This window comes from Kutzneria kofuensis, from assembly GCF_014203355.1.
GTDB classification, from domain to species: Bacteria; Actinomycetota; Actinomycetes; order Mycobacteriales; family Pseudonocardiaceae; genus Kutzneria; species Kutzneria kofuensis.
This window is the reverse complement of the sequence record NZ_JACHIR010000001.1, coordinates 1042529-1061923: the sequence shown is the minus strand read 5'-3', so window position 1 is coordinate 1061923 and position 19395 is coordinate 1042529. Positions and strand designations below refer to the sequence as shown.

Sequence of the window (19395 nt, the reverse complement as noted above, 5' to 3'; positions counted from 1 at the left end):
CCCGTATCCCATGGCATGAGGAAACCTCGTGGGATATGGGAGATCGCGGTCGTCGGGCTGGCGGCCGTCGCGCTCGCCGCGTGCAGCCCGGCCCAGTCGTCGACCGCGCCGAGCTCGATGCCCGGCATGGACATGCCGTCCAGCTCGCAGTCCGCCCCGGACGCTCCGGTGGCGACGAACACCGTGTCCATCAAGAACTTCGCCTTCGCTCCGACGACGATCACGGTCAAGGTCGGCACCACCGTCACCTGGACCAACTCCGACCAGGACCCGCACACCGTCACCAGCGACGGCAAGTCCGGTCCGCTCAACTCCAAGCCCCTCAACCAGGGCGACACCTACCAGTACACCTTCACCCAGGCCGGCACGTTCTCCTATCTCTGCACCATCCACCCGTTCATGACCGCGACCGTGACGGTGACGCCGTGAGTGAATCCACAGTGGACGAACACGGCATGACCCGCCGGCAGCTGATGCGCCACACCGCGTGGTTCGGGGCGGCCGTGGTGCTGACGGTCGCCGGCGGCGAGGTGATCAGCCACATCTCCTCGGGCCCGGCCGACGCGGCCGCCCCCGACCCGTTCGCCGATCCGCACGCGCTGCGGTTCGTACAGGTCAGCGACAGCCACATCGGTTTCAAGGGCACGGCCAACACCGCCGTCGAACAGTCCTTCACGCACGCCGTGAACCAGGTCAACGCGCTGCCGTTCCGGCCGGACTTCGTGATGCACACCGGAGATCTGACGCACCTGTCGACACCGGCCCAGTTCGACCAGGTCAAGCAGATGATGAGCCATCTGAACACCGCCCAGACGCTGACCGTGCCCGGCGAGCACGACTCCGTGGACGACGCGGGGCAGAAGTACCGGGCGGCCTTCGGCGCCGGCACCGCGGGCGACGGGTGGTACAGCTTCGACCTGAAGGGCGTGCACTTCCTCGCGCTGGTCAACACGTTGAGCCTGGAGAAGCTGGGGCACCTCGGCGCCGACCAGTTGGAGTTCATCCGCAAGGACGTGGCCAAGCTGTCCTCCGACACGCCGATCGTGGTGTTCAGCCACATCCCGCTGTTCGCCATGTACCCGGCCTGGGGCTGGGGCACCGACGACGCCGTGCAGGCGCTGTCCTACCTGCGCCGGTTCTCCTCGGTGACGTGTCTCAACGGGCACGTGCACCAGCTGTTCACCAAGACCGAGGGCAACATCACCTTCCACAGCGCGACCACCACGGCGTATCCGCTGCCCAAGCCCGGCGCCGCGCCCGCGCCGACCCCCGTCACGCTGCCGGCCGGCAAGCTCGCCGACGCGCTCGGCATCCGCGAAGTCGCCTACCGGCCCGGGAATCCGGGGCTGGCCGTGAAGGACGTGAAGCTGGCATGACCAGGTATGTCACCGCGGTGCTGCTCGGTGCCGCCGGATTCATCCACGCGGACCTGTACCTGCACGGCTATCGGGCGATTCCCCTTGTCGGACCGGCGTTTCTGCTCCAGGCCAGCGGCTCGTTCGCGATCGCCGCCCTGTTGCTGGCGGGCGACGTGCTGATCCTGCGGCTGGCCGCCGCCGGACTCGCGGCCGGCGCGCTCGGGGGTTTCGTGCTGTCCCGCACGATCGGCATCGGCGGCTTCGTCGAGCGCGGCTTCGATCCCGCGCCGCAGGCGCTGATCAGCGTGCTCCTGGAGGTCGGCGTGCTGGTTCTGCTGGCGACGCCGGTCCTGTCCAGGCGTCTCCGGGCGAGGCCGGAGCTGGCCGGCCGGTGAGGAATCGACCACCAGTTGTTCGATCAGGGGCCGTTCCGGCTCCATTTGATGTCCACTTTTGACCATGTCGCTGCGCGATCCGACCTCGTCCGGACGCGTGCCGCGGGAGAGGGTGAAGCGGTGATCGGCGGGCGCCCCGCCCGCCGGCCCGACCCGATGAGGACACTCCCGTGAGCACCAAGGATCTCGTGCTGCAGGCCGCCGGCGAACTGTTCGGCGACAAGGATCCCAGCGCGGTGGACCGCTGGGTGGCGCCGGACTACCGCCAGCACAGCGCCCTGGCCGCCGACGGCCCTGAGGGCCTGCGCAGCCTGGTTTCCCAGCTGCCCAGCGGTTTCCGCTACGAACTGGCCCGCGTGCTGGCCGACGGCGACCTGGTCGCGCTGCACGGCGTCTACCACGGCTTCGGCCCGACGCCGCTGGTCGCCTTCGACCTGTTCCGGGTGGCGAACGGCAAGCTCGCCGAGCACTGGGACGCGCTGACCCCGCTGGTGGAGAACACCGCGAGCGGCCGGTCGCAGACCGACGGCCCGGCGGCGCCGTTCGCCTCCGGCCTGACCGAGCGCAACCGGGCCGTCGTCGCCGACTTCGCGCAGAAGGTGTTGCAGGGCGCGGACTACTCGGTGCTGACCGACTTCATCTCCACCGAGACCTACCACCAGCACAACCCGGAGGCCGCCGACGGGCTGGACGGCTTCGGCGCGGCCGCGGCGGAGTGGGCCAAGCAGGGCAAGCACCTGGCGTACAAGACGATCCACCGGATCATCGCCGACGGCGACCTGGTGCTCGTGCAGTCCGAGGGCGAGTTCGGCGAGCCGGTGGCGTACTGGGACCTGTTCCGGGTGCAGGACGACAAGATCGTCGAGCACTGGGACGTGATCGCGCCGATCCCGGCCGAGCTGCCCCACCGCAACGGCCTGTTCTGACCGTGCTGTTGCGCGCCTATCGGGACGCGGTCGGCCTGGACGAGCCGTTCCGTCCGGCCGCCCCGGCCGCGTCGCCGCACCGGTTCGCCGAGCTCACCGAGACCGCGCTGCGGTTGCTCGGCGGCGACGTCTCCTGGCTCGGGGCGTCGCCACGTGAGGCGCTGCGGGCCGCTCTCACCTTCCGTGAGCCGCGGCCACTGTCGGCCGAGCTCAGCGCGGTGCTGGATTCGTTGCTGGGTGGGGAGAACCGACTGCGGACGGTCACCGACCCGTATCGGCTTCCGCTCGTCGGACCGGGGATCTCGTTGTGGCGCGGTGACATCACCACCCTGGCCGCCGACGCGATCGTGAACGCCGCCAACAGTGCCCTGCTCGGTTGCTTCCGGCCGATGCACAGCTGCGTCGACAACGCCATCCACGCCGTCGCCGGTCCGCAGCTGCGCGCCGACTGCCACACCATCGTCACCGCCCAGGGCGCTCCCGAACCGACCGGCACCGCCAAGATCACTCGGGGTTACCACCTGCCGGCACGCTATGTCCTGCACACCGTAGGACCGATCGTGGACGATGTGGCACTGCCCGTGCACGATCACGCCCTGGCCTCGTGCTACCGGGCGTGCCTCGACCTGGCCGCCGAGGTGGAGCCGATCCGCACGATCGCCTTCTGCGGGATCAGCACCGGCGTCTTCGGCTTCCCCTCGATCCGCGCCGCCGGCATCGCACTGTCCACCGTGTCCGACTGGCTGGACGCCAATCCCGGCCGCTTCGACCGCGTCGTCTTCGACACCTTCGGCGCGCACGACCACGCCGCCTACCAGGAGCACCTGACCGCATGGACCCGCTGATCGACACCTGTCGCCGGTGGCTGGACGAGGCCGAGCACATCCTGATCGCCGCCGGCGCCGGACTTTCCGCCGCCGCCGGCTACGACTACGCCGACACCGCCCGCTTCGCCGAGCTCTTCCCCGCCCTGCACCGCCTCGGCCTCCGGGCCCGCTACCAGCTCATCGGCCTGCCGCTGCCCCAGCCGCTGCTGTGGGGCTACTGGTCCGTGCACGTCAACGACATCCGTTTCGGCGCCGGCGGCAACCCGCTCTACCGCCGGCTCCGCGACATCGTCGGCGACCGCCCGCACTTCGTCATGACATCCAATGTGGACGGTCTATTCGAACGCAACGGCTTCGCCGCGGAGCGGATCTGGACGCCCCAGGGCGACTATGCCCGCTACCAGTGCGAGCTGCCCTGTACCAACGAAACCTGGCCCAGTCGTCCCGTCGTCGAGGCCGCTCTGGCCGGCTACGACCCCGATTCCGGCACGGTCCTCGACATCCCCGCCTGTCCCAACTGCGGCGGCCGTGTCTTCCTCAACGTCCACAAGGGACCCGAGTTCGTCGACGACCCGTATGCAGCCGCCGGCCGCCGCCTCGCCGACTGGCTGCTCGACGTGCCCGGACTCGTCGTCCTGGAGATCGGCGCCGGCCTGAGCACGCCGTCCGTCATCCGTTGGCCCGCCGAGACCATCGTGCGTCGCACCCCCGGCGCGCGGCTGATCCGCGTCAACCCGGACCACGCCCAGCTTCCGCCCGACGTGAACGGCCTCGCCATCCCTTACGACGCGGGAAAGTTCTTTTCTTTGTGCGCCGACACGGACGCTCTGCGGAAAGGCCCCCGATGAAGATCACCGCTGCCGTCGTCGACGAACGCCACGGTCCGTTCACCGTCCGGGACGTCCTGCTCGACGAGCCCCGCCGGGGCGAGGTGCTGGTGCGGATCGTCGCCGCCGGCATCTGCCACACCGACTCCATCACCCGCCATGGTGACCTCCCGTTCCCCCTTCCCGGCGTGCTCGGCCACGAGGGCGCCGGCGTGGTCGAGGCCCTCGGCCCCGGCGTCGAGGGTGTTCGCGAGGGTGATCATGTCGTGCTGGGCTGGCCGTGGTGCGGCTCCTGCCGTAACTGCCTCGACGGCCAGCCTCGCTATTGCCTGCGGTTGGGCGATCTTCTCGTCGGCGGCGGCCGCTCGGACGGCTCCACCGCAATGCGCGACCTCGACGGAACGCCCTTGGCCAGCCACTTCTTCGGCCAGTCCTCGTTCGCCACCCATGCCGTCGTGCCGTACCGGGGCCTGGTCCCCGTCGACCCGACCTTGCCGCTGGAGTTGTTGGGCCCCTTGGCTTGCGGCCTCTCCACCGGCGCCGGCGCCGTGCTCAACGTGCTCCGTCCCCACGCCGGCGCCAGCCTTGTCGTCTACGGTGTCGGCTCCGTCGGCCTCGCCGCCGTCATGGCCGCCCGCAACTCCGGCGCCACCCGCATCATCGCCGTCGACCGTCACCCCTCCCGTCTCGCCTTGGCGCAGCGGTTCGGCGCCACCGACACCGTGAACGCCTTGGACACCGATCCCGTCTCCGCCGTGCACGAGATCTGTGACGGTCCCGCCGACTTCAGCCTCGAGTGCACCGGCAACCCGTCCGTCTGCCGGCAGGCCGCCGATTCCGTCGGCATGCGCGGGCTGTGCGCCCTCATCGGCGGCGCCCCCGCCCGTGCCGAGGTGCAGCTTGATCACCTCTCCACCCTGTGGGGCAAGCGGATCGTCGGCATCCTCGGCGGCGAAGGCCGCAGCACCACCCTCATCCACACCCTGCTGGACCTACACCGCCAGGGCCGCTTCCCTTTTCACGAGCTCGTCACCCGTTTCCCGTTCGAGCACATCGCCGACGCCCTCGCCGCCGCCGAGTCCGGCGAGGTCCTCAAACCCGTCCTCACCTTCGCCGCCGGGTGAACCCTGTCCCCGTGCACCCCTTCGAGCTCCCCGTGCCCCGCCCCGGCGAGCACCTGATCCACGACCTCATCGCCCAGGCCCTGGCCTGACGCCCGTCACGCAACCTTGGCCGGGTCCACCACTGTTCCAGCGGTGCTCGCCTGACGTCGATGGGTCATGCCCCGGTCGCCGGCCTCGCCGGGCAGATGCCCGCGTCCAGCCACTTCTCACGCAGGTCGTCCGGGATGTTCAGGGCGGTCGACTGGCCGTTGGTCAGTGTGCGGACGCTGCCGCCCAGCAGCAGACTGCCCGCCTTGTCCAGGATGGTCGTCGCCACTGTGCTGCGGTCCTCGGCGCGTTCGAGCACGCGCATCAACCATGTGCCGGCGCGCACCGCACGGTTCCAGGTCCGCGAGTTCGGGACCTCCATCCAGTCGGCGACTCGCCGATCGACCGTCTGGCGGACCATTGCCGACACGACACCGTCGAACGCCCTGCCGGGCACCATGTCCTCGTACAACTGTATGAGGTCGCGGGTGAGGGTTACGCCTTCGGGCGACGGCCCGTAGGTGGCATCGACGATGACGGCGTTGAGCTCCCGCGCCTCGTCGAGGGACTCGGGCATGGCTTCGGCGGGAATGCCGAGCATCGCGCCAGTCACCCGCCAGACGTAGTAGTAACTCGCCGCTTCCTTCTCGGTCACCGAGATCCCTATGCGGCGCATGCCGTCGATCACCTGCACCGAGAAGATCAGCAGAGCGCCGAGCATGTCCTGCTGGCACAGCGGGACCCCGTCCGCCTCGATGTCCCAGCGGCCCGAACGCGTGACGAAGTACCGCACGGCGGCGTGGATGAGCCGCGTTTTCTGGATCGTGGGCACGAACGAACCTTCGGCGCCGAACGGCTGCCGGCCCATCATGTTGAGCACGAACTGCGATGTCTCCGACAGGCGCCGATGTGGTTGGTTGAGCCGATGCGTCAGTGTCAGCACTCGCGACGGGCGGGGCTGGGCGTAGCAGTTGACCATCGCGCCGAACGACAGCACGGAGGCGACGTGCACTCCGTCATCGATGAAGAACTCGTACGCTTGCGCCACTCGGTCGAGATCGGCCCACGGCGGAGGATCGTCTGTGGCGATGAGATAGGCACGCACCGATTCGGGCAGATTCTCCGGAATGGGCTGGTCGTTGTCGCGGAACTGGCTCAGAACCTCGTTCACGGCATCGACCCGACCGGTCGCGACGAGGTCGGCGATCACCGCGTCGGCCAGCGGATCGCCCTGGAACATCAACGCTTCCACGGAAGCCATGTCGATCATGTCGGTCCCGTCCTCGCTCGCCGCGCGACCTGTCCGTCTCGTCCACAGTGCCACCGCCCGAGAACTCCGCCAGACCTCCGCACGCCGACCGCCCGAACGGACGTCCAACACCAACCGAACGGCCTATGCCGGCCATGGCATCGAAGACGCGATGGGCAACACCCCAGCTCCACCGAGCCCATCGACGCGATCCTTGGAGTTGTCAGACCGTGAGCTCCAGTCGCAGCACCGGCTCGCCGTGCCGTGACCACGGCCCTGGTGCCGGCCGTCCACCAGCAGCCGCCACAGGTAACACGGTCCGAGGATGCCCGGCCGCCCCGGCGGAACGTTCCAGCTGAGCATCACGAACCCCACCGGCGCGTCCACCGGTGTACACGGCCCGAAACCACGGCTCGGCCTCGGGAGTCGCCGCCTCCTCCAGGGATCGCCGCGCGCCGGTCGCGAACCGTTCCTGCGACGGGTGTGCCCGCCGGGCACACCGCCTCGCGGTTGTCATCGACCTCTAGACCAAGGCCGTCAGGGTTTGGGTGTCTCCAAGACCTGCAAACCCCGTCCGCGCGGGTCTTGGACCGCTACAAACCCGGTTGCCGCCAGCGGGTGTGTAGCGGTTTGAGACGGGCCTGCCCTGGGTTTGTGGGTCTTGGAGACCGACAGGCCCCAGACGGTTCAATTTCAGTGGTCCCGGATGGTCGACGAGATCAGCGCGCTGTGATCCGGTCCAGGATTCGCAGGCAGACCCGTTCCAGCGCGGCGAAATCCTCGACGGAGTCGATCACCAGGTCGCGGACCCGGTCCACGTGCGCGGGCGCGATCTCGACGAGCAACTGCTGGCCGGCGTCGGTGAGGATCGCGTTGGTGTAGCGGCCATCGCTCGGATCGGGCTCCCGTCGCACGAGCCCCCGCTTCTCCAGCCGCCGCACCAGGTGCGAGAGCCGGGACAGCTCGGAGTTGGCGAGATCGGCCAGGGCGCTCATCCGGCACGTCCGCGACGGCTGGTCGGACAGCCGCGCCAGCACGTGGTACTCCATGTAGCTGACCCGCGCGTCCTGCTGCAGCTGCGACTCCAGCGCGGCGGGCAGCCGGGACAGCACGCGGTTGAACGCGATCCAGGTGGCCAGCTGCTGTTCGTTCAGCCAGCCGCGCGTGGGAGTCACGGGCAGACCCTATCCGATCACTTGAATGTTCACGTGTTCGTTGCTACGTTCACGTGAAATTTCAAGTAACTCGTGGGTGATGACATGCCACTGTCCGCGGTCCGGCCGCCCGCCGGGGCCTGGGAGGAGCACGCCATCCGCTCGCTCGCCGACGGCGCGGGCGCGAACGCCTGGGCCCGCCGGGCCCAGCTGGTGCTGGCGGCCTGGCGCGGCGACTCCGTCACCTCGATCGCCACCGACGCCGGCCTCACCCCGCACACGGTCAAGCGCTGGCTGGCCACCTTCGACGAGCAAGGCGTGCCCGGCCTGATGGCGCAGCCGGGTTCCGGCCGCCGCTCCCGGATCACCGAGAGCGACCGGGACCGGATCGTCGCCGTCGCCAGCACGGGCCGCTGGACACTGCAGGCGCTGGCGGAAGCGGTCCGCGCCGAAGGCATCCGCCTCAGCGCGGGCCAACTCCGCAAGATCCTCATCGCCGCCGGCGTCAACTGGCGCTGACTTCTGACCACGGCATCACAGCGTCGGTGCCCGATCTCAAACGCCTTTAGTGCCAGGGCTCGTCGTCCACGCGGACGGTGAGCCCGCTGTTCGCCGCCTCCTCGATGGCCAGGGCGATCCGGTGGTCCTGGATGCCGTCGGCCAGCGGATACGGCTCCGGTCCTTCGCCTCGGACCCATTTCCCCATGTCCCGCAGCAGGGTCGCGATGGCGATCTCCTCGTCGTTCCACCGCTTTCCCTGGTACGGGTTGCGGTACAGGACCTCGTCGCCGAAGGTGATGTGATCGGTGTCGAAGCCGTCGAGGTCGAGGTCGTAGCCGGTCTGACGGCGCACGATCTCGGTGCGCACAATGGTCTTCGGGGCGGCCAACCGGACAACGTCGTTGTCCCGCAACTCGCCGAGGGTGCCGCGGACGAGAATCCGGCGCATCAGCAACTGGTTGTGCCACTGGTTGTCGGTGAAGTCGTACAGCCCGAGGCCGCCGCCGTCGAACTCGACGGTGGCGATCACGGTCGCGGCGTCCTTGACCTCGGCGGGGTCGGCCCAGCCGTCGCGCGTCAGCGGATCGGTCAGGCGGGCGATGGTCCGCACGGCCCGCACATCGGCCCGACCACGGCCGACGCCCAGCAACGTCCTGATCAACGACACGGCGTGGTACTGGTGCGTCGAGGACACGTCCACCCGAGTCGGCTCGCCCAGCACGCCCTTACGCACCAACGCAACCCGCGCCGCGTGGGCGGGCATCCTGGTGTACTGCTCCGCCACCTGCACCTTGCCGGTGGCCCCGACCGCAGCCCACAACGCCCGGAGCCCGGCCAGGTCCGGCGCCGGCGGTGTCTCGGCCAGCACCGGCACCCCGCGCTCGGCCAGCTCCGTGACCAGCGACGGCGTCACCGCCCACGGCGTCGCCGTCACCACGAAGTCGGGCCGCCGGGCCAGGCACTCGTCCAGCGAACCGAACACCGGCACCGGCAGGTCCTTCTTGCTCCGGGACACCACGCCGACGCAGTCCAGGTCGTCCAGCTCCGCCGCCAGCCGCCAGAAGAACTCCGCCCGCCAGCCGGTCCCCACAATCGCGAATCCACTCACGGACCCCATCCAACCAGCGGAAACGGTAGGATCAAGGCCCGGGGGAGGGAGCTTTTCGTGGATCGCCACATTCGTGCCGTCGAGGACGTTCTGCGCCTGCTGGACGGCATGTTCAGCACCGACGCCGCCTGGTGGGACCGCTTCTACGCGGACCGGTCGCGGCCGGTGCCGTTCTTCGCCGCCAAGCCCGACGAAAACCTGGTGTCGTACCTGGACCGCGGGCTCATCAGTCCCGGTAGGGCCCTGGACGTCGGCTGCGGGCCGGGCCGCAACGCCGTCCACCTCGCCGCGAAAGGCTTCGACGTGGACGCCGTCGACCTGTCGTCCACGGCCATCGCCTGGGCGAGGGACCGGGCGCGCGAGGCCGGGGTGGCGGTGGATTTCCGTTGCGGTGACGCGTTTGCCGCGAACGGCCCGTACGACCTGATCTACGACTCCGGCTGTTTCCACCACCTGCCGCCGCACCGGCGGATCAGCTACCTGGCGCTGCTCGACCGCGCGCTGGCCCCCGGTGGCCATTTCGCCCTCACGTGCTTCACCACCGACGAGGGCTCCAGCCGTCCCGACGACGACTTCTACCGAACCCCGGTGTTGGACGGCGGCATCGGCTACACACCCGAGTCGCTGCGCTGGATCTTCGCCGATCTCGACGAGGTCGAGCTCCGGCTGATGCGGGAACAGCCCGCCGACTCCCCGCACTTCGGCGCGCCGTTCCTGTGGACGGCGCTGTTCCGGAGAAGGCCGGAGGCGTAGTGCCCCCGGCCTTCGTTGTCACAGCACGATTTCCGCGAGGCGCTCGATCTCGTCGAGGTCGTCGGTGCCCGGGTTGAAGATGAACTCGTCGGTGCCGAGGTCGGAGAACGAGGCGACGACCGCCCGCAGCGCCTCGGCGCTGTCGCTCATGCCGGTCGCGACCTGCTCGGCGTAGTCGTCCGCGAAGGCGTAGTAGTCGCGCAGGTTCGTGCGGCCCCTGTCGGGATCGCCGAGCGCGAAGTAGCCGATCGCGACCAGGCGCGGGTCACCCTCCCGGCCGGCTTCCCGCCACGCGGCGCGGGCCTGGTCGAACAAGCCGGCGGCATACGCGGCCGGCACCCCGCCGGCGATGTAACCCCGGCCCCACTTGGCCATCCGGGTGAACGAGACCGGCGCCGTGCCGCCGAGCAGCATGGGCACTTCGCGGGTGCCGGCCGGCACGCCGGGGTTGTCCCCGCCGCCGACCGGCTGTCCCGTCCACAGCGCGCGGTAGGCCTCCAGGTCCTTGTCGATGCGCTTGCCGAGGCCCTTCGGGCCGAGGCCGTCGACGACGAAGTCGTCCGGTCGGCCGCCGACGCCGATGCCGACCGTGAGCCGGCCGCCCGAAACTCCGTCGATGCCGGCGAGCTCCTTGGCCAGCAGCGTCCCGGGCCACACCGTGGCCACCATGATGTTGCTGATCAGGCCGATCGTGCTGGTCGCGCCGGCCGCCGCGGCCAGCGCCACGGTGTCGATCACGCCCGGGTAGGCGATCCTGCCGATCGTGCCCACCGACGAGAAGCCCGCCCGCTCCGCGCGCGCCGCCCAGGTCGGAATCACCGTCGGGTCGACGTCGCGCACCTGGTTCGGGAGTCCGATGCCGATCTTCATCGCGCCATGCTCCTCAGCAAAAGTTGAGAGCTCAATGGTAAATATTAGTGACTGTTTTGACAGGGTAACAGTACTCGGGATCGCCGCCTTCCGCGGCCTGTGCGGACGTCATCGGAGAGAGGTGGCCAACCGTGCGACGAGCGTCGCCATGGCGGCGCGCAGCTCCGGCCCGCCCTCGACGCGGAACGGGATGGACACGTTCGCCAGCCACTCCTGGGCGTACATGGTCGGGTTGTTGGTGCTGCCGATGAGCACGCAGCCGTCGCCCAGCGGCTCCAGCCGTCCCATCGGCCCGCCGATCCACGGCGCGACCTTCTCCGGCGGCAGGTCGAAGACGACGCGAGTCGGGAACTGCCAGCCGGCGCCGAGGTTCTCCTCCAACGAGGCGACGGGATCGAGGCCCTCGGGCGGCTCGAACGCGTGCGGGGTCTGCTCCAGGGCCAGGACGCGGTCGATCCGATACGTGCGCACGGCGTCGGCCCGATGGGAATGGCACAGCAGGTACCAGCGCCCGTGCCGGACGACCACCGCCCACGGGTCCACCTCGGTGCACCACTCGTTGCCGACCTCGCTGCGGTACGTGATCACCACCCGCCGGCTCGCCGCGACGGCGGCGACGAGCGCGCTGGTGGTGGCGGGATCCGGCCGAGCGCGGCCCCGGTCCGGCGCGGCGGAGGCATGGTCACGCAGCGCGGCGGCCTGCCGGCCGACGCTGTCGGGCAACGCCCGGATGACCTTGCCCAGCGCCCCGCCGAGGAGGTCGTCGCCGGGCGGCTGTCCGTCGAGCACGGCCATGACCAGCACCAACGCCTCCGCCTGGGTGAAGACGATCGGCGGCAGCTTCATCCCGCGCCCGAGGCGGTAGCCGCCGTGCGGGCCGCGGACCGACTCGACGGGGATGCCGGCCTCGCGCAGGATGCCGACGTAGCGACGGGCGGCGCGTTCGGTCACGCCGAGCCGCGCGGCGAGTTCGTCGGCGGTGGTGCCGGGCCGGTTCTGCAGGATCTCCAGGGTCCGCAGCGCCCGCGCGGTGGGGCTGAGTTCGGTCGTCACGTCAGCAGGCTAGGTGAACCGGAAGCGGAACGTCCGGAATTGCTCCTAGGGTGCGGCGCATGGAAATTCTGCTCGCCGCCGGCCTGTGGCTGGACGGGTCGACCGTCTGGGACGACGTCGTGTCCGCGCTGGAGCCGCTCGGCCACCGAGCCGTGCCCATCCCCCTGCCCGGCCAGGGCGACGGCAACACCGCCGCCACCCTCGACGACCAGCTCGCGGCCGTGCTGTCCGCTGTGGACGATGCCGAGAATCCCGTGCTGGTGGGGCATTCCGCCGCCTGCACGCTGGCCTGGCTCGCCGCCGACGCGCGGCCGGAGCGGCTGAACCGGGTCGTGCTCATCGGCGGTTTCCCGAGCTCCGCCGGGCAGCCGTACGCCAGCTTCTTCGAGATCCGCGACGGCGCGATGCCCTTCCCCGGCTGGGGTCCGTTCGAGGGGCCGGACGTCGTCGACCTCGACGAGGAGACCAGGCAGCGCATGGCCGCCGCCGCGATCCCCGTCCCGGAGGGCGTGGCCACCGGCGTGGTCCGCTACGGCGACGACCGCCGCTTCGACGTGCCGGTGACGCTCGTGTGCCCGGAGTTCAGCCCCGACGACGCCAGGAAGTGGATCGACGGCGGCGAGGTCGCCGAGCTGGCCGCGGCCGAGCACCTGGAGTACGTGGACATCGACTCCGGGCACTGGCCCATGGTCACCCGGCCCCGGGAGCTCGCCCGGCTGCTCGACGAGGTCAGCCGGTCGGCAGCGCGTCGATGACCACCTGGAACCGGCGCGGGTCGAAGTAGTCGTGGTAGGCGATGATCAGGCCGTCACGGAACCGGAACACCGCGATGTTGGTGTTGGTGTACTCGACCCCGCCGGCCACCACCGCGTGGTTGGTGTACTCCACGCACACCGCGTCGGAGTCCGCCGCCGGGTAGACGGCGGTCAGTGTCGACCGGAACGACTCGTAGTTGGCGAACAGGCCCTTGAACGCGGCCAGGATCTGCTCCCGGCCGTCGATGCTGGAGTCGAAGCCCTCCGGCGGGTAGGGCACGATGATCCGCCCCTCGTCGTGCCAGAGCTCGATCCACGCGTCGATGTCCTTGGCCGCGAGCAGCTCGTAGAACCGGCGGGCGATCCGGTCATGATCAGTCGTAGTCACGATCTCCCCTGACGCTCGGTAGCCGAATGGTACCGCTTCGTGTTGACGCGGGCTCGCGGCGGTCCGAAATGTGGGCTTTCGGGGCGTCGTCTGCTGGGATCTCGGGGGTGGGCGGACCCGTCCGAATGTGCTTGGCGGAAACGTGTCGATCGGGCGCGGGGCCGTTCGACGCGGATGTGAGCGGCCGGGAACGACCGGCCACCTGACGACAGGGAGCACGACATGCGGTTCCTCATGATGCACCGGATGGACGAGAGCCTGCCCGAGGCATGGAACCCCAGCCCGGAGTTCATCGAGCAGATGGGCGCGAAGATCCAGGACTGGACGGAGCGAGGCATCCTCATCACCGCCGAGGGTGTGCACCCGTCCGAGAAGGGCGCGCTGGTCCGCAAGAGCCGCAGCGGCGACACCACGGCGACCGACGGCCCGTTCACCGAGGCCAAGGAGGTCATCGGCGGTTTCGCGCTGATCAACGCCGACAACCGCGAGCAGGCCGTGGCCTACGCGCAGGAGTACGCGGCGCTGTTCACCGAGATCGAGGTCGAGGTGCGGCAGGTCGTCGAGTTCGAGGACTTCCAGCAGGGCTGACCGTCAGTGGGCCGGCCGGTCGCCGGCCGGCCCGCAGCTCACGGCGCGGCGACGGCCAGTTCCTCCCAGGCGCGGGTGCCTAGCCCGCGTGTGCCACCTCAAGACTTGCCACGGTCGTTGCGGCGCGCACGAACGCGGCGACGGCCGGCGAGCGGGCTTCGCGCGGCCAGGCCACGGTGATCGTGACCGGGTCGAGGTCGCGGACCGGCCGGTAGACGATGCCGGGCCGGGCATGCCGCCGCGAGACCGACAGCGGCGGGAACCAGACGATCTTGCCCAGCTCGACCAGGCTGAAGATCTGCGCGAGATCCAGCTGCCGGCGGGCGTCGACGTCGCCCGGCCCGGGGCGCCCGGCCAGGTCGGCGAGGCACAGCGTTTCCCGTGCCGCCAACGGATCCGTCGCCGCCAGGGCGACGACACACGGCTCGGTCCGCAGCGGCTCGAAGTCGAGGTCCCGGTCGTCGAACGGGGCCGGGAACAGGGCGACGTCGGCCCGGCCCTGCCGCAACGCGGGCGCTTGGTCGTTACGGCCGCCGAGGTGCACCGACACCGGGATCGCGGCCGGATCCTGCTCGTACAGAGCCAAGATCTGCGGCAGCAGCCCGGCGTCGTAGTCGGCCTTGAGCGTCAGCCGCAGCCCCGGCTCCGGGGTGCCGGCGTGCTGGGCCCGCCGCCCGGCCGCGGCGACGGCGTCGAGCGCGGCGCGGCCGTCGCGCAGCAGCACCTCGCCGGCCGGGGTGAGCGCGACCTGTCGGGTGGTCCGCACCAGCAGCTGCACGCCCAGCTGCCGCTCCAGCTCGCGGATGGCGCGGGACAGCGGCGGCTGCGCCATGCCGAGCCGCTCGGCCGCCCGCCCGAAGTGCAGCTCCTCGGCGACGGCGACGAAGTACCGGAGCTGCCGCACCTCCAGATCACTCATACCACCACGGTATCAATCGGAACCGGATTGGTCATTCCGTTTAACCGGCAAGCGCAGTTGACTTGCCGACATGATCGTTGTGACCACACCGACCGGTTCCATCGGCAGCAAGCTCGTCCGGAACCTCCTCGACCGCGACGCCAAGGTCCGCGTGATCGTGCGCGACCCCGCCCGACTCGCCGACGACGTGCGCGAACGCGTCGAAGTCGTGCCCGGCACGCACGGCGACCTCGACGTCGTCACCACGGCCTTCGCCGGCGCCGACGCGGTGTTCTGGCTCGCGCCGCCGAACTGGCGCATGGAGAACCTCGACGCCGCCTACCTCGACTTCACCCGTCCCGCCTGCGAAGCGATCGTCAGCCAAGGCGTTCGGCGCGTGGTCGACGTGTCGGCCCTCGGCCGCGGCACGCCCTATGCCGACAAGGCCGGCCTCGTCACGGCGTCGCTGGCGATGGACGACCTCATCGCCAGCACCGGCGTGCATCTCCGGTCGCTGGCGCTGCCGTCGTTCATGGACAACGTCCTCCGCCAGGTCGACAGCATCGCCGACGACGGTGTGTACCGCGAGCCGCTCGCCGCCGACCACAAGGAACCGACCTGCGCCACCGCGGACATCGCCGCCGCGGCGTCCCGGCTGCTGCTCGACGACACCTGGACGGGCCGGGGCAGTGTCGCCGTGCTCGGCCCGGAAGACCTGTCCGGCAACGACAAGGTGGCGATCATGTCCGAGGTGCTCGGCCGGCCCGTCCGCTTCGAGCACACCCCGCCGGACGCCTTCCTGGCCGGCCTGCGGGCCTCCGGCGCGTCCGAGGCGATGGTCCAGGCCTTCTACGACATGACGATGGCCAAGAGCCAGGGCCTGGACAACGCCGAGCCGCGCACCCCCGAATCCAGCAGCCCCACCAGTTTCCGGCAGTGGTGCGCCGAGGTGCTCAAGCCGGCGGTGGACGCGCGCTAGGCCGGCACGGCGTCGACCTCCAGCTGGAGATCGACGACCATGCCCTCGTCGACGTCCTCGGCCCGGCGCACCTTCGCCTTCAGCGGCACGATGTAGCGGCCGTCCTTGGGGAACATGGACGTCCGCCACGTGGTGTCGCCGAGGGTGACGGTCACCGGCACGCAGCCCCAGCCGTAGCTGACCGCCGCGGACACCTCGTGCAGCTCGCGGCACTGGTCCTCGGGCATGGTGACGAAGTAGAACGGCGACGGCCCGCGCCAGTACCAGATCTCGCCGCTGAAGCTGAACTCCATCACGGGGCGTCCTCCCCGACGCGGCCGTCGATCGCCTCGCGGATCAGGTCGGCGTGCCCGGTGTGCCGGGCGTACTCCTCGATCATGTCGGTCAGGATCCGGCGCAGGCTGGGCGTGCCCCAGCCGGGGGACTCGTGCCCCTTGGCCCGGTCGAGGCCGCCGTCGGCCATCGCCTCGGCGACCAGCCGCCGTGATCGCTCGACGGCCGCGCGCCAGTCCCGCCACGTCTGCTCGACGTCGCTGTCGGCGGACCACTCCCAGTCGGAGTCCCACTCCGCCCGCGTGAAACCGGGGCCGCCGTTGAGCTTCCACACGAAGGACGACGCCTCGCAGCGGGTCAGGTGGCGCAGCAGCCCGCCGAGAGTGATCGCCGACCTGCCGATCGTCGTCGCCATCGCGGCGGCGTCCAGGTCGGCACACTTCCACGCCAGCACCTTGCGGTTGCGTTCCAGGGTGCCGAGCAGCGTGGTGAGCTCGTCGCCGGCGACCGGCGGCTCGGTGAGGACTTCCTCGGTCATGGCGACACGGTAGGACCAGTTCCGGACGATCCGCTTCCGGAACCCGCCAGGGCGGTCTTCAGGTGCCGGCTGACGTCGCCGACCAGGTGGATGGTCACCCGTCGCTCGACGAACCGCCAGTCGCCGTTCCGGCGGGCGAAGGTGTCCCGGTAGCGGCCGGCGGCGATGCACTGCAGCGGGAAGTCCGGCAGCGCCTGGAAAATCGTCACGTACGAGCGGGCTATGGCCGTGTCGCCGCCGACCTCGACGGCCAGGTTGCTGGTGGCGTGCTGGGTGCGCGGCGTGCCGTCCTCGTAGCGGATGACGGTGTCGTCGAGCATCGCCGCGATCTCCGCACGGCCGGTGAAGTCGCCGTTGGCGCCGATGAAGGTGGCGTCGGCGAGCAGGTCACCGACGCCGGCGAAGTCGCCGGTGTCGACGAGGAGCGCGTACCGGGCGACCAGGTTCTGGATCGCCACGTGATCGTCGGACATGTGTCCATCATCGTCGCGACCGGGCATTCCCGGCTTCCCGGAGCGCGAAGTTGGCGGGATGTGAGTGGGTTGGGAGGCTCTGCCTAGTACTACAGCCGCAGGCTGTGATGTTTGCGGTGTTGCCGCTGGTAGTGGCATCGCCGGGCGTGGGTCTGATGAAGTCGCCGCCAGTCCGACCATCGATCAGTGTGCGCTCGGGGGTGCGTCGGTCGCGTCAGGATGGCCCACAAACGTCTGATCTCGTTGCACGACAACGGGATCAAACACTCGTGGCCGGCTGTGACGCCCCCTTTGCGTCGCGGTCGCGTTCAGCGGACGCGGTCACGGCCAGGAACGCGGCGGCCAGCATCGACAGCGTGACATGTCGGTACCACGCCTGATACTTGCGGACCTGGTAGTGGTCCAAGCCGGTCTCGTTCTTGGCGAACTGGAAGGTTTCCTCGACACCCCAACGACTGCCGGCGACCCGGACAAGTTCTGCCAACGGCACGGGACGGCGGGTGTGGCAGATGTAGTACGCCAACTCGTCCGGCTTGCTGATCGACCGGCGCACCACGAGAAGGTGCTCGTCCGCGCCCGGGTCCAGCAGCAGCCAGTCATACAGCCGGCGCCCCTTGCTGCCCTCACCGGCCGACAGGCGTTGCCAGCCCTTGCGCGGTGCGCTGCGAGCCAACGCATCCGCCCGCACAGCGCCTTTCGGGGTGGTGAAGCGCTGATCGCAGGAAACGGCCATGACGTAGTCGATGTCGTTGTCTTCTAGCCAGGTTCGCAGGCCGGGATTGTCGCCGTATGCCTCGTCCGCGGTGAACCAGTCGATGTCCCTTCCCGCCTCCAGCAGGCGAGCCAGCATGTGTTGGGCCAGCACGGGCTTGGTCGCGAACTCCACATCCTCGTCGATCCCGGCCTCCGCGCAGCGCTCGCGGTCGTCGGTCCAGGACGCGGGCAGGTAGAGCTCGCGGTCGATCAACGCCCGCCCCCGGGCCGACACGTAGGTCAAGAACACGCCGAGTTGGCAGTTCTCGATCCGACCGGCGGTGCCGGAGTACTGCCGTTGGACACCGGCGGATTTGGTGCCTTTCTTGAGGAATCCGGTCTCGTCGGCGACCACGACCCCGGTGGGATCAGTGATCTGGTCCAGCACGTAGTCCCGCAGGTCGTCTCGGACCGCGTCGGCGTCCCAGCGGTAGAAGTTCAGCAGGCGCTGCATGCCGTCAGGGGCCAGGTCACCGGCCTGCTCGGCGATCGTCCAGGAGTTCTTGCGCTCGGCGCCCGACAGCAAGCCCAGCAGGTACATCCTGGCCCGGTGGCGTGAGTCTGCCTGTGCGAACCGGCCTGCGACCAGCGCGAACATGTCCTCGAACCCTGCCCGCCACCGCGCCAGGCGATCGTCCGCGTTCGTCTCCGGTAGGGCCGTGAGGTCCTGCTCCATGTCCGGCACACCCAAGTCGATCACGCATCGGCGGTCTCCGTGAACACGACACGCCGACAAGTATCACACCGTGCGGCTGTAGTACTAGCACAGCCTAGAAAAGCGGTCGTGGTAACCGCTCTCTTGTTGGAGCAACATCGAACTCGTCAGGTGGTGGAACGACAGGGAGAGCGAGCAGAACAATGACCACAGCACAGAAGGTCGCGATTGTCACCGGCGCGTCCCAGGGTATCGGAGCTGCTCTGGTCACGGCCTATCGGAAGCTCGGCTACCGGGTCGTCGCCGTTTCCCGGAGCATCGGGGAATCCGACGACCCCGAGGTGTTCGCGATCCAGGCCGACCTCTCCCGGCCGGGTTCTGGCGGCGAGGTCGTCGAGCAGGCGCTGGCCCGGTTCGGTCGGATCGACACGCTGGTGAACAACGCCGGCATATTCGTGGCCAAGCCGTTCACCGAGTACACCGACGAGGACTACGACGCGGTCACCGGCATCAACCTGCGCGGATTCTTCGACGTTTCCCGCGGGGCGGTGGCGGCGATGGTGGAGCAGGGCGGCGGACACGTGGTGACGGTGTCGACCACGCTGGTCGACCATGCCCTCGCGCAGGTTCCCTCGGCGCTGGCGTCGCTGACCAAGGGCGGCCTGAACGCCGTGACGAAGGCCCTGGCCATCGAGTACGCGGCGCGCGACATCCGGGTCAACGCCGTCTCGCTGGGCATCATCCGCACGCCGATGCACGCGCCGGAAACGCACGAGTTCCTCGCCGGTCTGCACCCGATCGGTAGGCTGGGCGAGATCGACGAGGTGGTCGACGCCATTCTGTACCTGGAGAACAACCGGTTCGTCACCGGCGAGATCCTGCACGTCGACGGCGGCCAGAGCGCGGGGCACTGAGATGAATGC

At 69.9% G+C, this 19395-nt stretch carries 24 protein-coding genes; 13 read left to right on the top strand and 11 right to left on the bottom strand.

Annotated elements, in window-relative coordinates:
* The first annotated feature begins 15 nt into the window (after positions 1 to 15).
* The 7 genes from BJ998_RS04855 to BJ998_RS04825 all read left to right on the top strand — a co-directional run bounded on the left by BJ998_RS04855 (position 16) and on the right by BJ998_RS04825 (position 5457).
* A complete protein-coding gene (locus tag BJ998_RS04855; protein ID WP_221337876.1) occupies positions 16 to 429 on the top strand; it encodes a cupredoxin domain-containing protein in 414 nt (137 codons plus the stop codon).
* A complete protein-coding gene (locus tag BJ998_RS04850) occupies positions 426 to 1376 on the top strand; it encodes a metallophosphoesterase family protein (protein WP_312889930.1) in 951 nt (316 codons plus the stop codon). The genes BJ998_RS04855 and BJ998_RS04850 overlap by 4 nt, the downstream gene beginning before the upstream one ends.
* Positions 1373 to 1753 carry a hypothetical protein gene (locus tag BJ998_RS04845; RefSeq protein WP_184858854.1) on the top strand — a complete coding sequence of 127 codons (381 nt, stop codon included), beginning with the start codon at positions 1373 to 1375 and terminating at the stop codon, positions 1751 to 1753. Before BJ998_RS04850 ends, BJ998_RS04845 begins: the two co-directional genes overlap by 4 nt.
* A 170-nt stretch (positions 1754 to 1923) precedes the next feature.
* Positions 1924 to 2679: a nuclear transport factor 2 family protein gene (locus BJ998_RS04840; RefSeq protein ID WP_184858852.1), complete on the top strand. Its 756-nt coding sequence runs from the start codon at positions 1924 to 1926 to the stop codon at positions 2677 to 2679.
* A gap of 2 nt (positions 2680 to 2681) precedes the next feature.
* Complete coding sequence (locus BJ998_RS04835; protein WP_221337875.1) at positions 2682 to 3524, top strand: protein-ADP-ribose hydrolase; 843 nt, start codon at positions 2682 to 2684, stop codon at positions 3522 to 3524.
* Positions 3512 to 4354 (top strand): SIR2 family NAD-dependent protein deacylase, encoded by an 843-nt coding sequence (locus tag BJ998_RS04830; RefSeq protein WP_184858850.1) that lies wholly within the window; start codon positions 3512 to 3514, stop codon positions 4352 to 4354. Before BJ998_RS04835 ends, BJ998_RS04830 begins: the two co-directional genes overlap by 13 nt.
* Entirely contained in the window at positions 4351 to 5457 is a 1107-nt protein-coding gene (locus tag BJ998_RS04825) for an NAD(P)-dependent alcohol dehydrogenase (protein ID WP_184858848.1), read from the top strand. Before BJ998_RS04830 ends, BJ998_RS04825 begins: the two co-directional genes overlap by 4 nt.
* 154 nt (positions 5458 to 5611) lie before the next feature.
* Here BJ998_RS04825 and BJ998_RS04820 read toward each other — a convergent pair whose 3' ends face one another.
* The gene (locus BJ998_RS04820; RefSeq protein ID WP_184858846.1) at positions 5612 to 6754 is read right to left on the bottom strand and encodes an oxygenase MpaB family protein; all 1143 of its coding nucleotides are present in this window, start codon (positions 6752 to 6754) and stop codon (positions 5612 to 5614) included.
* A gap of 698 nt (positions 6755 to 7452) precedes the next feature.
* Complete coding sequence (locus tag BJ998_RS04815; protein ID WP_312889929.1) at positions 7453 to 7908, bottom strand: MarR family winged helix-turn-helix transcriptional regulator; 456 nt, start codon at positions 7906 to 7908, stop codon at positions 7453 to 7455.
* Positions 7909 to 7992: 84 nt separating this feature from the next.
* On the opposite strand from BJ998_RS04815, the gene BJ998_RS04810 reads away from it, so the two are divergent.
* Entirely contained in the window at positions 7993 to 8406 is a 414-nt protein-coding gene (locus BJ998_RS04810) for a helix-turn-helix domain-containing protein (RefSeq protein ID WP_184858845.1), read from the top strand.
* Between the two features lie 46 nt (positions 8407 to 8452).
* Here BJ998_RS04810 and BJ998_RS04805 read toward each other — a convergent pair whose 3' ends face one another.
* A complete protein-coding gene (locus BJ998_RS04805; RefSeq protein ID WP_221337874.1) occupies positions 8453 to 9496 on the bottom strand; it encodes a Gfo/Idh/MocA family protein in 1044 nt (347 codons plus the stop codon).
* 57 nt (positions 9497 to 9553) lie between these two features.
* Here BJ998_RS04805 and BJ998_RS04800 point away from each other — a divergent pair, with 57 nt between their 5' ends.
* Positions 9554 to 10249, top strand: a complete 696-nt coding sequence (locus BJ998_RS04800) for a class I SAM-dependent methyltransferase (protein ID WP_184858841.1) — start codon at positions 9554 to 9556, stop codon at positions 10247 to 10249.
* 18 nt (positions 10250 to 10267) lie between these two features.
* Here the strand turns inward: BJ998_RS04800 and BJ998_RS04795 are convergent, their stop codons facing one another.
* Together BJ998_RS04795 and BJ998_RS04790 are read right to left on the bottom strand one after the other, a co-directional pair.
* On the bottom strand, positions 10268 to 11119 hold the full coding sequence (locus tag BJ998_RS04795; RefSeq protein ID WP_184858839.1) for an LLM class flavin-dependent oxidoreductase: 852 nt from the start codon (positions 11117 to 11119) through the stop codon (positions 10268 to 10270).
* Between the two features lie 108 nt (positions 11120 to 11227).
* Positions 11228 to 12172 (bottom strand): helix-turn-helix transcriptional regulator, encoded by a 945-nt coding sequence (locus BJ998_RS04790; RefSeq protein WP_184858837.1) that lies wholly within the window; start codon positions 12170 to 12172, stop codon positions 11228 to 11230.
* A 59-nt stretch (positions 12173 to 12231) separates the two neighbouring features.
* Between BJ998_RS04790 and BJ998_RS04785 the strand changes: the two genes are divergently transcribed.
* Positions 12232 to 12927 (top strand): alpha/beta fold hydrolase, encoded by a 696-nt coding sequence (locus BJ998_RS04785; RefSeq protein WP_184858835.1) that lies wholly within the window; start codon positions 12232 to 12234, stop codon positions 12925 to 12927.
* On the opposite strand, the gene BJ998_RS49015 is transcribed toward BJ998_RS04785, so the two are convergent.
* Positions 12902 to 13315: a nuclear transport factor 2 family protein gene (locus tag BJ998_RS49015; protein WP_184858833.1), complete on the bottom strand. Its 414-nt coding sequence runs from the start codon at positions 13313 to 13315 to the stop codon at positions 12902 to 12904. The genes BJ998_RS04785 and BJ998_RS49015 overlap by 26 nt on opposite strands.
* A gap of 222 nt (positions 13316 to 13537) precedes the next feature.
* On the opposite strand from BJ998_RS49015, the gene BJ998_RS04775 reads away from it, so the two are divergent.
* Positions 13538 to 13903, top strand: a complete 366-nt coding sequence (locus BJ998_RS04775; protein ID WP_184858831.1) for a YciI family protein — start codon at positions 13538 to 13540, stop codon at positions 13901 to 13903.
* Positions 13904 to 13982: 79 nt separating this feature from the next.
* On the opposite strand, the gene BJ998_RS04770 is transcribed toward BJ998_RS04775, so the two are convergent.
* Entirely contained in the window at positions 13983 to 14822 is an 840-nt protein-coding gene (locus BJ998_RS04770; protein ID WP_184858830.1) for a LysR family transcriptional regulator, read from the bottom strand.
* 70 nt (positions 14823 to 14892) lie between these two features.
* On the opposite strand from BJ998_RS04770, the gene BJ998_RS04765 reads away from it, so the two are divergent.
* Entirely contained in the window at positions 14893 to 15780 is an 888-nt protein-coding gene (locus tag BJ998_RS04765) for an NmrA family NAD(P)-binding protein (protein WP_184858828.1), read from the top strand.
* Here BJ998_RS04765 and BJ998_RS04760 read toward each other — a convergent pair.
* The 4 genes from BJ998_RS04760 to BJ998_RS04745 all read right to left on the bottom strand — a co-directional run bounded on the left by BJ998_RS04760 (position 15777) and on the right by BJ998_RS04745 (position 18415).
* Positions 15777 to 16073, bottom strand: coding sequence for a DUF1905 domain-containing protein (locus BJ998_RS04760; protein WP_184868430.1), 297 nt, complete (start codon positions 16071 to 16073; stop codon positions 15777 to 15779). The genes BJ998_RS04765 and BJ998_RS04760 overlap by 4 nt on opposite strands.
* Positions 16073 to 16591 carry a mycothiol transferase gene (locus BJ998_RS04755; protein WP_184858826.1) on the bottom strand — a complete coding sequence of 173 codons (519 nt, stop codon included), beginning with the start codon at positions 16589 to 16591 and terminating at the stop codon, positions 16073 to 16075. Before BJ998_RS04755 ends, BJ998_RS04760 begins: the two co-directional genes overlap by 1 nt.
* Complete coding sequence (locus tag BJ998_RS04750; protein WP_184858824.1) at positions 16588 to 17064, bottom strand: nuclear transport factor 2 family protein; 477 nt, start codon at positions 17062 to 17064, stop codon at positions 16588 to 16590. Before BJ998_RS04750 ends, BJ998_RS04755 begins: the two co-directional genes overlap by 4 nt.
* A 259-nt stretch (positions 17065 to 17323) precedes the next feature.
* Complete coding sequence (locus tag BJ998_RS04745) at positions 17324 to 18415, bottom strand: IS701 family transposase (RefSeq protein WP_184860234.1); 1092 nt, start codon at positions 18413 to 18415, stop codon at positions 17324 to 17326.
* Between the two features lie 260 nt (positions 18416 to 18675).
* On the opposite strand from BJ998_RS04745, the gene BJ998_RS04740 reads away from it, so the two are divergent.
* On the top strand, positions 18676 to 19386 hold the full coding sequence (locus BJ998_RS04740) for an SDR family NAD(P)-dependent oxidoreductase (protein WP_184858822.1): 711 nt from the start codon (positions 18676 to 18678) through the stop codon (positions 19384 to 19386).
* The last annotated feature ends 9 nt before the right edge of the window (positions 19387 to 19395 follow it).